Below are 12899 nucleotides of genomic sequence, written 5' to 3' on the forward strand. Positions count from 1 at the left end.
TGTCTTTTCACTATTCGTTAAAATAAGGAGATTTAAAATGATGATTTCATCATAATGACTTTAAACATTTGTTTTTGTTTTAAGACCTGCTATTTTTAAACGATTTCAATGTAACAATCAATTATAAAAATATAATCTACAACTTTAAAATTATAGGGTTCTTGTAATTAAACAATGATTATTCAATTATATTTATTTTGAGTTTCATCTAATTAGACATTTGATAATTACATCAATTTTGGATTTAAATAATTCTACTTGGCCGAAAAAATAAGGTTTTATTTTTTAAATATATTTCAATCAGCTCATTTTTAATATCTGATTCACTTAAATAAAAAAATGGCTTACATCCAGTTAATGAATGTAAACCATGATTAAAACTTAGTTTTTACCCGTATGACCAAAACCGCCAGCACCGCGTTCAGTCGCTTCGAATTCATTCACCAGATCGAATTCAGCTTGTACCACAGGAACCAACACATACTGCGCCAAACGTTCACCTGGCTCTAAGCTGAATGCCGTCTGACTACGGTTCCAAACGGATACCATCAATTCACCCTGATAATCAGAATCAATTAAACCGACCAGGTTACCCAACACGATCCCATGTTTATGGCCCAAACCCGAACGTGGCAAGATCAGACCAGCAAATGCAGGATCTTCAATATAGATTGCTAAACCAGTTTTTACCAAAACCGTTTGGCCTGGTTCAATGATCGTAGTTTCTGTAACACACGCACGCAAATCCAGCCCCGCTGAACCTGTCGTAGCATAAGTCGGTAATGGCCATTCCTGACCAAGACGCGAGTCAAGGACTTTCACCTGAACTTTCATGTATTCATTCCTGTTGTTTCATTTAAAATAAGAGCAAGCCTTGCGCCTTATCGTTTGATAAGATTACGCAAATTATCCAGATAATGTTGGGCTTGTAATTTCGGATCGATGTTGCCTGCCAGCTTTTTCTTACGACCTAACCATTCCAGCTCATCTTCTGGTAATTCATCCAGAAAACGGCTTGGGGTCATCTGCTTCATCTGCCCACCGGCCTTGCGCTGTTCTGCCAGAGTAATGGTCAGTCCCTGACGTGCACGGGTAATCCCCACATACATCAGACGGCGTTCCTCTTCGACCGTTTCTGCAGCGATCGAGTTTTTATGCGGCAGAATTTCTTCTTCCAGCCCGATCAGATAGACATAAGGAAATTCCAGACCTTTAGACGCATGCAAAGTCAATAAGTTGACTTTATCGGTGTCCTCTTCTTCCTGCTGCTGCTCGAGCATATCCAGCAGCACCATTTTACGAATCACACTTTCAATATTCTTTTCGTCGACATCTTCAGCGCGGTTAATCAGGCTTTGAATACTACTGTAGAGCACCTCGATATTGTCGAGCTTGGTTTTTTCCTGTGCCGGCGTGGCTGCCGTTTCCTTGATGTAATCGATATAACCGGCTTCAATCATCATCTGGCGGATGATCGGTACGGGTTCATCATCATCCAGTAAATTGCGGGTAAAGCCCTCGATAAAATCGGCAAATTCAGCCAATTGGGTCGTGGCTTTTTTTGGAATCGCCATGGTCAGCCGCTGATCCGCTGCCGCTGCCAGCAATGACAGGTTATTTTCCTGAGCAAATAGACCAAGCTTTTCCAGCGTTACCGGACCAATCGCCCGTTTTGGCGTATTGATAATCCGTAAAAATGCGCTGTCATCTTCAGGGTTAATGATCAGGCGTAAATAACTCATCATGTCCTTGATTTCGGCACGCGCGAAGAAAGACTGTCCGCCAGACAATTTATACGGAATCTGCATCTGACGTAAATGGGTTTCTAAGATACGCGCCTGGAAATTGCCGCGGTATAACACCGCATAATCTTTCCAGCTTTTACCGTTCATTAATTTATGTGTGATCAGGTCTTTAACGACGCGCTCTGCTTCATCATCATCATTGCGGCAGGTAATTACACGAATCACTTCACCATGGCCTTTGTCCGACCAGAGCTTTTTATCAAAAATATGCGGATTATTGCCAATGACAGTGTTGGCTGCTTTGAGAATACGACTGGTCGAACGATAGTTCTGTTCCAGTTTAATCACTTTCAGATTAGGAAAATCCTGCTGCAACAAAGCCATATTTTCCGGTTTAGCACCACGCCAGGCATAAATCGACTGGTCATCATCGCCTACCGCAGTGAATTGTCCCATCACACCGACCAGTAATTTCACCAGAATATACTGCGCCGTATTGGTATCCTGATATTCATCGACCAGCAGATAACGCACGCGATTTTGCCATTTGTCACGAACTTCGGCATTTTCCTGCAGCAAGCGCGTTGGCATCACAATCAGGTCATCAAAATCCACGGCGTTATAGGCACGCAAATTACGTTCATATAATTGATATAAATGCGCAAACTGCACATCTTCGGCAGTTTCACAGGTAGTATGTGCCTGCTCGGGTGGAATCAGATCATTTTTCCAGTCCGAGATCATTTTCATGGCTTTGGCAATCAGTTCTTTGCTTTCTGCACCGGATAAATTGTCACGCTGCATCAGATCCATCAGAATGCGTTTACAGTCGTCAGCATCCAGAATCGAGAAATTATTTTTCAGTGGGGTATGTTTCAACTCCAGGCGCAGCATATTCAGGCCAAAAGTATGGAAGGTCGAAACTGAAACGCCTTTACTTTCTTCACGCGTCAACAATTTGCTGACACGCTCTTTCATCTCACGTGCTGCCTTGTTGGTAAAAGTCATCGCAGTAATACGATGTGCGGGAATCCCGCAATGCTTGACTAAATACGCGATTTTTCGCGTGATCACTGAAGTCTTGCCTGAACCCGCTCCTGCAAGTACTAACAAGGGTCCTTGAGTGTATTTCATGGCTTCAAGTTGCTTGTCATTTAACTGACTGGCGAGTGACATATGGCTTCCTCTTCTAGATTCGGCTCCGATTATAGTCATCTCTGCGTCAGTTGCCTAATTTAAAATACGATTAATCAGATCAATATTCAGATATAAAAAAACCACCCGAAGGTGGTTTTTTCTTAAGCGTTCAAGAATTATTGAACTGCATATACCGCGATTTCTACACGACGGTTTTGCTCTTTACCTGCGGCAGTTGTATTGTCTGCAATTGGGTTCGCTGAACCTAAACCTTGAGCATTAATACGTGTACGTGAAACACCTTGGCCTGCCAAGTAAGTCGCTACAGAGTTTGCGCGTGCTTGAGACAATGGCAAGTTAATTGAGTCATTACCCGTGCTGTCTGTATAACCAGTTACAAGAATACCGCTCTTGTTATCTTCAGTTAATACTTGCGCTACTTTGTTCAAAGTGCCATAAAAGTTTGGTTTGATATTTGACTTGTTCGTGTCAAATGTAATGCTGCCCGGCATCACAAGGTTAATCGAACCATCTGCATTACGGTTAACGTCTACACCAGTACCGGCTGTTGCTTGACGTAATTTTTTCTCTTTGTTATCCAGATAGACACCCGCTGCACCACCTACAACAGCACCAATTGCTGCTGCACGGTTGTTTTGACGGCTAGTATTTGCATTACTTTTAGAAACGCCGTAGCCAGCTGCAGCACCAATTAAAGTACCTAGAGCCGCTTTATCATATTCTACACCACCAATGTTACTGCCAGTTGATTGACAACCTGTTAGTGCTACGGCCCCTGCTACAGCTGCTGAAATTACTAGTGCACGCATCGCATGACTCCTTGTTGTATGCTTTGTTGTATAAGCGAGATAATGATTTAAATTGAATGGTGTAACCATTGAATTTTTGTTAATAATAAATCGTTTAGTAATATTTTGTAATGTTTATATGTAACTAAATCAAAGTAGTTCATCACAATATCTTCATAGTTTCCTGTTCAGGCTTTTTTATTTGCCTAACTGTCTCTATATTACTCAAAATATGAAAAAATTTAAGCGATTAATCTGTGGGGACTGTTTGGATATGTCATCAAATAGCAATAAGCAACCGACTTTAAAAAAACTGACACGTGGCCTGACGGTCACTTCAGTCATGACTGGCAGTACTTTTTTTCATGGCCCCCCGGTGCTGGCCTTGGGTTTAACCAAAATTTTTAAAAAATCCGCAAAAGTGGATGAAACCAATATCAAGATTACCAACGGCTGGTTAGGGGTCAACAACTGGCTGATTGAGCATGTGCTGAAAAACACGCAATGGCAAATCAGCGTAGATGAATCACTGGATTTGAATATGCAGGGCCGTTATTTGATGACCTGTAATCATCAGAGCTGGGTCGATACTACTGTCAATCAATACTTCGGTCTGACCCGTATGCCCCTGACGCGCTTCTTTACCAAATGGGAACTTATTTTTATTCCTTTTGTTGGTCAGGCCTTTAAAATTTTGGGTTTCCCAATGATGAAACGGCATAGCAAGGAACAGATTGCTAAAAATCCTGCGCTGAAATATCGGGATATGGAAGAGGCACGTAAATCCTGTGAACAGCTGATCAGTCAGCCTTTTACCCTGTTAAATTATCTGGAAGGCACCCGCTTTACCCAAGAAAAGCATGATCAGCAGCAGTCTCCCTATACACATTTACTGAAACCTAAAGCCGGTGGTCTGGCATTGGCGCTCAGTATTCTCGGCGATAAAATTGATGCGCTGGTCGACATGACCATTGTTTATCCTGATGGTATTCCGAGCTATGGTGAATTTTGGTTAGGTGAAGTGCCACGTATTGCGGTAAATTTAAGAAAAATTGATATTCCTGACTGGGTACTGGGCGGCAATTATGAAGATGATGCTGAATATCGTGCACGTTTTCAAAAATGGATTGATCAAATCTGGACTGAAAAAGATCAGCTCATCGCACAAATGCAGCAGAACTTTGCTCGAGCCCCAGTCGGATCTGTAACCGAGTAATTATGAAGAACGACAACCCGGACATTACGTCCAGCTCATTTAAATTTGTTCGTAAAGGAACATGGGGCTGGAAAATTGCACTGATTTACGACATTTTCATGATGGTTTTAATCATCATCAATCTGTTCTGTCTCAGTGCCAACGCCATTTTAATGAGCGATTTTGGGCAGTGGTTGTTTGACTTCATTCGTTTACCGGAAATCTTGCAGTTTTATAAAAGTGATTTACGCCCTTGGGTCATCATTACAGAGGGTTGGTTTACCACTTTCTTGGTCTGTGAATTACTGGCACGCTGGGTTATCGCAATTGTCCTGCGTCATCATCGACGCTGGTGGTTCTTCCCTTTTGTACACTGGTATGAAATTTTATCCATTATCCCTCAGCTACGTTTTCTGCGCCTGCTACGTGCGGTTGCTATTGGCTACAACCTGCATAGTCATGGTTATAAAGTAATTCCCAACCGTTGGTATCGCCAAGGTAACTTTTATTACAACATGCTGATGGAAGAGCTTTCCAGCCGGGTGGTACTTACCGTACTGGATGGTATCAAGCGTGAACTGACCACAAGCACATCACATAAACAGTTAATTGATGATTTGGTGGAACATCACCGTAAATTACTGGCCATTGCTTTGGCAGATATCTTGCAAGAATCTTTGGGTAAGGAATTACAATCACAACGTTCCATGATCGCTAAAAATGTAGGGCAAGTAGTCAATCAGGCGATTGAAGATACTCCAGAACTTACTCAGCTGCTGCGTCTGATTCCAATTGTGGGCAGCCGGATTGAACAGCAAATTCAAAGTATTGGTCAACGCTTGGGCGAAAATATTACTCAGGGCCTGATTGAGCCGTTTACCCATACAGGTACAAAAGAAAATCCGACTTTTACCCTAATTTCAGATAAAATCAGCCAGATACAGATTGAACATAATCCACATATTGATAAATTGGTTGAATCGGCTGTTTTTGAAACACTTGAAGCGATCCGAAAACAGGTAAAAGTCAAACAGTGGCAACAGATTCTAGAAGAACATGAGCAAAATCAGAGCTCAATAGATAAGTAAATTTTAAAGTATAGAATCGGATCAACCCCTCCGGTTCTGTTCGCATAAAAAAATAACTGAGATCGCTAGAGAATTACTGCAATTTGTTCTAGGATTTGCACTATTTACAACATTGCTTCGACACCAAACCAGCACGTCAGAAGTATTTAAGGAAGAATTATGGCTGATATACGGATAAAAGGCAGAATGGTCAATGCGATACGCATTAGCCTAGATACCAATGATCATGATGCAATCCGCCAGCAACTTAGCCCAAAATTACAAGCAGCGTTTCCACCCGGCACTTTGGCAGTCATTGAAAGTTCAGTTGAACAGGAACTCATTGCGCTGATCCAACTATTAATCAGTCTGGATGTACAGCCTATGGCTGTTACTGAAGGCTTACTTGGAGATCAGGCGCGCGCCATTCAGTTCCCGGTACTGCCACCTGATCGACAGTTAGAAGAAATTAAAGCCACCAAAGAACAGGTGGTGGAAGTTAAACCAGAACCTACAGCGGTGAATGATGATCAAGCCCCTGCTGCCCCGATCGTTGCGCATATCACCTCATATCATGATGAAATCCTGCGTACCGGCCAATGTATCGTGCAGCATAATGGCGACATTATTATTAATGCCGGCATCAATAGTGGTTCAGAAGTGATTGCTTCGGGCAATATTCATGTCTATGGCAGCGCGCGTGGCCGGGTCATTGCAGGTGCGGGTGGCAATACTGCAGCACGTATTTTCTGTCATAGCCTCGAAGCAGAACTGATTTCGATTGCAGGAACCTATTGTGTGGCGGATGATATTCCACCACACGTAGTTAAAAAATCCGTGCATATTTACTTGAATGATCAACTAGAGCTTGTATTTGAAGCTCTACAATTTTAATGTATAAATAAACACCAAAAACCCCATTTTAAACAGGGGATTTGAACCATAACAGGAGTGGATTCGGTGGCGAAAATTGTTGTCGTAACGTCAGGCAAAGGTGGTGTAGGTAAAACTACAACGAGTGCATCTTTTGCAACAGGTTTAGCCCTACGCGGTCACAAAACTGTTGTTATTGATTTTGATGTAGGTTTACGTAACCTTGATTTGATTATGGGCTGTGAACGCCGTGTAGTTTATGATTTTGTGAATGTTTTAAATAACGAAGCACGATTACAACAAGCACTGATTCGCGATAAAGATATTGAAAATTTATATATTTTACCTGCATCACAAACACGTGATAAAGATGCCTTAACCGATGAAGGTGTGGCACGTGTAATGGATGAGCTTTCGCAGGAATTTGATTATATTATCTGTGATTCACCTGCCGGTATTGAGCGTGGTGCTATTTTGGCCATGTATCATGCGGATGAAGCCATCATTGTGACTAACCCTGAGATTTCTTCAGTACGTGACTCTGACCGTATCATTGGCATGCTCGATAGCAAAACAAAAAAAGTAGAACAAAACGAAGGTCGCATTCGTAAGCATCTGTGTATTACCCGTTTCAATCCGGAACGTGCCGATAAACAGGAAATGCTAACGATTGATGATATTTCTAAGGATATTTTACGTGTACCGACCTTGGGCGTTATTCCTGAGTGTCCAAGCGTTTTACAGGCATCGAATGAAGGTAAGCCGGTGATTCTTTTCACTGAAGCTTCTGCAGGTCAGGCCTATGATGATCTGGTTGCGCGTTTCCTTGGCGAAGAGCGTCCTTACCGTCATATCGAGGTAAAACCTAAGGGCTGGTTAGCACGACTATTTGGAGCGTAGACATGGCAGGATTCTGGAGTAAACTTTTTAGTGGCGAGGATAAACCATCAAGCGCACGGACTGCTAAAGACCGTTTGAAGGTGATCGTTGCATCCGAACAAGGCTTGGGTCGTCGCTTGAGCCAGGACAAAATTGACCAGATGAAGACTGAAATCATGCAAGTGGTCAATCGTTATGTTCGCGGTGTCGATGAACAGCATATTCAAATGCAGGTCCGTTCTGAAGCCAATATTGAAATGCTTGAAATGAATATCAATTTACCTGAAGAACGATAATCTGATTTTTGATTGGTCAAGTAAATTGATTCAAGGCAAAATATGAGAGTGGTAGAAATAGTAGTTTAGCTATATTCCGCCCACTTGAAGCATAGCTTCAAGTCTTGCGACTAGGCAAAGCAGTGCTTTGCTAATCTAGTCTCATATTTTGCCTTTTTTCATGCCGAAAAAACTACATTAGATCAAGGAAATTGCGATGGCATTATCTCAACCAGCGACCTTTAACGAAGAATGGTCAGATGAGCGTGTATTTGCCTATTTAAATCAGCTTCCTCCTGCAGGTGTTAATGCTGATTTTCACGTGCTCTATCATGCTTTCAAGCATATGCGTCCATTCGATTATGAACGCCTGTTGACGAAATTTGTCGCTGATGGCCGTGATGTCAATGCAACCAATCCGGAAGGACAACGGATTCATGACGTGATTGCCACTTTCCCGCGTCAAAGTGCCGAATTTCTGGATGTATTGGCAAAATTTGCCTGAGTCAAAAATACATAAAAAAGCCTGCTTTGAAAGCAGGCCTTTTTATTGCAAAGATTGTGAAACTAAACCAGAATCTCGCGTTTGCCGTTGGCCCCCATGCCGCTGACAATGCCATTTTCTTCCATCTGGTCAATGATCCGCGCAGCACGGTTGTAGCCCAGACTGAATTTACGCTGTAAGGATGAAGTGGAAGCCTTACGGGTTTCTAGTACAAATGCCACACACTGGTCATATAACGCATCGCGATCTGATCCACCGTCGCCACCATCTTCAAAACCACGACTTGATGGTTCTTCATCAAATGGTGTCAGGATCTCGTCGACATAGTTTGGTGAACCACGTTCACGCCATGCATCACAGATCCGGTTCACTTCGTCATCAGCAATAAACGCACCATGCACACGTTCAGGTTCAATTTTACCCGGGCCGAGGAATAGCATGTCACCATGACCAAGTAAATCTTCTGCACCGCCGGCATCCAGAATGGTACGCGAATCGATCTTGGAGTTAACCCGTAATGCGACACGTGTCGGAATATTGGCCTTAATCAAGCCTGTGATTACATCTACTGATGGACGCTGGGTCGCAAGCAACAGGTGAATACCGGCCGCACGTGATTTTTGTGCCAGACGGGTAATCATTTCTTCGGCTTTTTTACCGACCTGCATGATCATATCCGCGAACTCATCCGCGACAATCACAATGGATGGCAACGGCGTCAAACGCGGCGCACGCTCACCCACAACAGAATCGCTGGCCTTCCAAGTAGGATCGATCAGGTCTTCACCATTGGCAATCGCCTCTTCCACCTTGCGGTTATAGTCGCTTAGTTTACGGATTTTCAGGAAAGACATCAGCTTATAACGACGTTCCATCTCATTGACACACCAGTTCAATGCGCTGACTGCATCTTTCATATCAGTAACCACAGGCGTCAACAAATGTGGAATATCATTATAGTTTGCCAGTTCCAGCTGCTTCGGATCGATCAGAATTAAACGCAATTCATCTGGGGTATATTTCAGCAACATCGATAAAATCATCGAGTTCACCGCCACCGATTTACCTGAACCCGTGGTCCCTGCCACCAACATATGCGGCGCTTTACCCAGATCAGCAATCACCGGATTACCGGAAATATCCTTACCCATTGCCATAGAGAGAATACTATTCGGATCAGTAAAGGCTGGAATGGTCAAAAGTTCGATCAAACGGACCATTTCACGGGTACTGTTTGGTACTTCAATTCCGATATACGGCTTGCCCGGAATGACTTCAACTACACGCACCGATGCCATCGACATCGAACGTGCCAGATCACGCGAAATATTGGTCACTTTAGAAGCTTTCACCCCTGGTGCCAGATCCAGTTCAAAACGTGTTACGACTGGGCCTGGCTGTGCTTCTACCACTTTGGCTTTGACATTGAATTCTTGCAGCTTGATTTCAAGTAGCTCAGATAAACGTGCCAGCTGCTCTTCGGTAAAATTCACTTTTTTATTCGGATCGACTTCATCCAGTAAATCCAGACCTGGAAGCGGTGATAAATCTTTACGGCGCTCTGCTACCTGCATGGCACGTGACATCGGACGGCCTGAAGCATCAGTTAAAGGTGTATCAAAATCAAACTCGTCTTCATCTTGTGGTTTACCAGCCGTTTCTTGCCAGGCTTCTACAAATTCTTCTTTAGATAAAGCCTCGCGTACTGCTGCATGAGTTGCAGAAGGAGGAGATACTGGTTGCTCTATACCCTGATGCTGAATTGGTGCCTGAACAAAAGCAGAAGATTGGGCATAGCTTGATGCACGTACTGGTTGGCTTGGCTCATCTTCTTCAATCAGTAAATCACCCAGGTCATCCAGATCGGCCTGTAATGCGCTATTTTTCACGACATGTGCCGTTGTCATAGACGCCATGACAGGTGCAACATTGGTCATGTCTTCTACAATTCTTGCCGTCTTTTCGGCTGGCGCTGTATTGAATGGACTATGCACATCGGTCGCAGTTTTGCCTTGCGGAACTGCAGCCAGAAGTTCATCAAAGATTTCATCATCATCCCAGTCCAGGCCTGTATGTGGAGCCGATGCGGTTCTGGTGTGAGCATGAGTCTGTGCTGCAACAGATTGTGGAGCAGCTATATGTGAGACTGGAGAATCAAGCTGTTCTTCTTCGGCTGCTTTGAGTAAGGCATCAATATCCTGTTTATGCCGCTGATCTTCATTTGAATGTAAGGCACGCCACACCTCGCCTGTGGCTACCACACGATCCGGCTGTTGAGGCACTTGCTGTACTTGCTTAAATGTCTCGACTGGCTCAGGAGCCTGCTGCTCAGCTTCGGGAAGATCATCATAAAACTGCGGTTGTTGTGATTCTTTATCGGCAAAATCATCAAATAAGCGTTCAGCCACCTGATCACGTACCACTGGATCTATTTCTACCAGTTGATGCTCAGGCGCAGGTGTTACTGCAACCGCTACTTTTTTTGCACTAATGACTGGCTCTTTTTTGGCGACAGGTGCAGTCCGATCAAAATCGGACATGCCTTCAGGCACATTACGGTAGAACAGGTCTTGTAGATAAGCAGGCGTTGCTTTGAGGCTGCTCCAGGTCTTGTTCCACTTCACCCCAAAAGCCAAGGTAAATAACACCACCCAAAGCACCAGCAGGAAGAATGCTGCACCATAGACTGTCAGCAATTGTTCCAGACTCTGGCCTAATTCATAGCCAATAATACCGCCGGAAGAATTATCCAGCGTATCAGCAGGAACTTGCCAGAATAAAAACAAAAGCGCTGAGGTGCTCAGCAACAGGAAGAATTGCGCAGCATAGCGAAATGGCCGGTTCAGGAAGCTACGCGGCCACCAGACCTGAATCGCCTCCATAAACAGATAGACAGGGATCAGCAGACTTGCCCAACCGAGAAAGCCAAACAAAAGGTCTGCAATCCAGGCACCCGCTACCCCACTAGCATTCGAAACGGTCTGCGTATCACTAGAGATATGCATCCACCCCGGATCAAATGGCGTATAGGTCACTGTTGCAAGAAACAGATAAATCCCAAATGAGACTAAAAATAATGTCATTACTAAGCGCTGTGCATAGGCACTCGACACCGCTGTCATATACTGTCCTGTAACCAATTCTTCATGAATATTCTTTTGCTTCAATGCTTGAAAAAAGCGACGCAATAAAATGCATATTATGCACCTGTTCTGTGAAAAAAGATGCACTATTGTGCAAGCACAATGTTACTTATGCTATATAGCCCAAATCGATTTCAATGATCAATAATATCGACTTTAATCTCACACCACTGTTATACAGTTTCACGTATAATTCAATAAATTTCTAAATAAAAAAGGATACAGCTGATGAGCGCACGTCACTCACGACTGATTATTTTAGGTTCTGGCCCTGCAGGCTATAGCGCAGCAGTGTATGCAGCGCGTGCAAACTTGAAACCTACCCTGATTGCAGGCTTGCAACTGGGCGGTCAGCTGACCACGACGACTGACGTCGATAACTGGCCGGGTGATCCCGAAGGTTTGACTGGTCCAGCATTGATGGAACGTATGCAGGCACATGCAGAGCGTTTTGGCACTGAAATCGTGTATGACCATATCAATGAAGTGGATCTTAGCCAGCGCCCCTTCGTGTTAAAAGGCGATATGGAAGAATTCACCTGTGATGCCCTGATTATCTGTACCGGTGCAACTGCCCAATACCTCGGTCTGGAATCTGAAGCAGCCTATATGGGTCAAGGTGTCAGTGCTTGCGCAACCTGTGATGGTTTCTTCTATAAAAACCAGAAAGTCATGGTTGTCGGTGGTGGCAATACTGCGGTAGAAGAAGCGTTGTATCTATCTAATATTGCTTCTCACGTGACTCTGGTTCACCGTCGTGATTCACTACGTTCTGAAAAAATCCTGCAAGATCATTTATTTGCTAAAGAAAAAGAAGGCAAGATCAGCATTATCTGGAACCATCAGGTCGATGAAGTTTTAGGTGATGCACAATCTGGCGTGACTTCAGTTCGTCTTAAATCAACTCAAGATGATTCTACTCAAAATGTTGATGTGACGGGTATGTTTGTGGCGATTGGTCACAAGCCAAATAGCACCATGTTCGAAGGCCAGTTAGAGCTTCGTGACGGCTATATCCAGGTGCAAAGCGGTACTGCAGGTAATGCAACACAAACTTCCGTACCGGGTGTATTTGCAGCCGGTGACATTGCGGACAGCATTTACCGTCAGGCCATTACTTCTGCGGGTTCAGGCTGTATGGCTGCGCTTGATGCGGAAAAATATCTTGATGCGATGGGCAAACTAGACTAAGCAGCAAGAATAAAAAAGCCGTCCATTATGGGCGGCTTTTTTATTGCTAGAATGAGATGATGATTTATCTATAGATTTAT

The 12899-nt window shown here is 43.8% G+C and carries 11 protein-coding genes; 7 read left to right on the forward strand and 4 right to left on the reverse strand.

Annotation, left to right across the window (positions count from 1 at the left end):
- Positions 1 to 381 precede the first annotated feature (381 nt).
- From dut to ACTL4S_RS01855, 3 genes are all read right to left on the reverse strand, one after another.
- Positions 382 to 834 (reverse strand): dUTP diphosphatase, encoded by a 453-nt coding sequence (gene dut / locus ACTL4S_RS01845; RefSeq protein WP_005247107.1) that lies wholly within the window; start codon positions 832 to 834, stop codon positions 382 to 384.
- 47 nt (positions 835 to 881) lie between these two features.
- Positions 882 to 2921, reverse strand: a complete 2040-nt coding sequence (locus ACTL4S_RS01850) for a UvrD-helicase domain-containing protein (protein WP_004730583.1) — start codon at positions 2919 to 2921, stop codon at positions 882 to 884.
- 137 nt (positions 2922 to 3058) lie between these two features.
- Positions 3059 to 3712: a YiaD family glycine zipper/OmpA-like lipoprotein gene (locus ACTL4S_RS01855; RefSeq protein WP_247144325.1), complete on the reverse strand. Its 654-nt coding sequence runs from the start codon at positions 3710 to 3712 to the stop codon at positions 3059 to 3061.
- A 253-nt stretch (positions 3713 to 3965) separates the two neighbouring features.
- Here ACTL4S_RS01855 and yihG point away from each other — a divergent pair, with 253 nt between their 5' ends.
- The 6 genes from yihG (at position 3966) to ACTL4S_RS01885 (ending at position 8485) form a co-directional block, all read left to right on the forward strand.
- The gene (gene yihG, locus ACTL4S_RS01860) at positions 3966 to 4907 is read left to right on the forward strand and encodes a 1-acylglycerol-3-phosphate O-acyltransferase, YihG family (RefSeq protein WP_441298637.1); all 942 of its coding nucleotides are present in this window, start codon (positions 3966 to 3968) and stop codon (positions 4905 to 4907) included.
- A 2-nt stretch (positions 4908 to 4909) separates the two neighbouring features.
- Positions 4910 to 5974 carry a preprotein translocase subunit SecA gene (locus ACTL4S_RS01865; protein WP_180181424.1) on the forward strand — a complete coding sequence of 355 codons (1065 nt, stop codon included), beginning with the start codon at positions 4910 to 4912 and terminating at the stop codon, positions 5972 to 5974.
- A gap of 159 nt (positions 5975 to 6133) precedes the next feature.
- Complete coding sequence (gene minC / locus ACTL4S_RS01870) at positions 6134 to 6847, forward strand: septum site-determining protein MinC (protein ID WP_005247112.1); 714 nt, start codon at positions 6134 to 6136, stop codon at positions 6845 to 6847.
- 66 nt (positions 6848 to 6913) lie between these two features.
- A complete protein-coding gene (gene minD / locus ACTL4S_RS01875) occupies positions 6914 to 7726 on the forward strand; it encodes a septum site-determining protein MinD (protein ID WP_004646120.1) in 813 nt (270 codons plus the stop codon).
- A gap of 2 nt (positions 7727 to 7728) precedes the next feature.
- A complete protein-coding gene (minE, locus tag ACTL4S_RS01880; protein WP_004279256.1) occupies positions 7729 to 8001 on the forward strand; it encodes a cell division topological specificity factor MinE in 273 nt (90 codons plus the stop codon).
- 196 nt (positions 8002 to 8197) lie between these two features.
- Positions 8198 to 8485, forward strand: a complete 288-nt coding sequence (locus ACTL4S_RS01885; protein ID WP_004279254.1) for a PA4642 family protein — start codon at positions 8198 to 8200, stop codon at positions 8483 to 8485.
- Positions 8486 to 8547: 62 nt separating this feature from the next.
- On the opposite strand, the gene ACTL4S_RS01890 is transcribed toward ACTL4S_RS01885, so the two are convergent.
- Positions 8548 to 11607, reverse strand: coding sequence for a DNA translocase FtsK (locus ACTL4S_RS01890; protein ID WP_441298638.1), 3060 nt, complete (start codon positions 11605 to 11607; stop codon positions 8548 to 8550).
- 249 nt (positions 11608 to 11856) lie between these two features.
- On the opposite strand from ACTL4S_RS01890, the gene trxB reads away from it, so the two are divergent.
- On the forward strand, positions 11857 to 12819 hold the full coding sequence (gene trxB, locus ACTL4S_RS01895; RefSeq protein ID WP_004646117.1) for a thioredoxin-disulfide reductase: 963 nt from the start codon (positions 11857 to 11859) through the stop codon (positions 12817 to 12819).
- Positions 12820 to 12899 lie beyond the last annotated feature (80 nt).

It is taken from the genome of Acinetobacter lwoffii (assembly GCF_052078135.1).
Lineage (GTDB): Bacteria > Pseudomonadota > Gammaproteobacteria > Pseudomonadales > Moraxellaceae > Acinetobacter > Acinetobacter lwoffii_Z.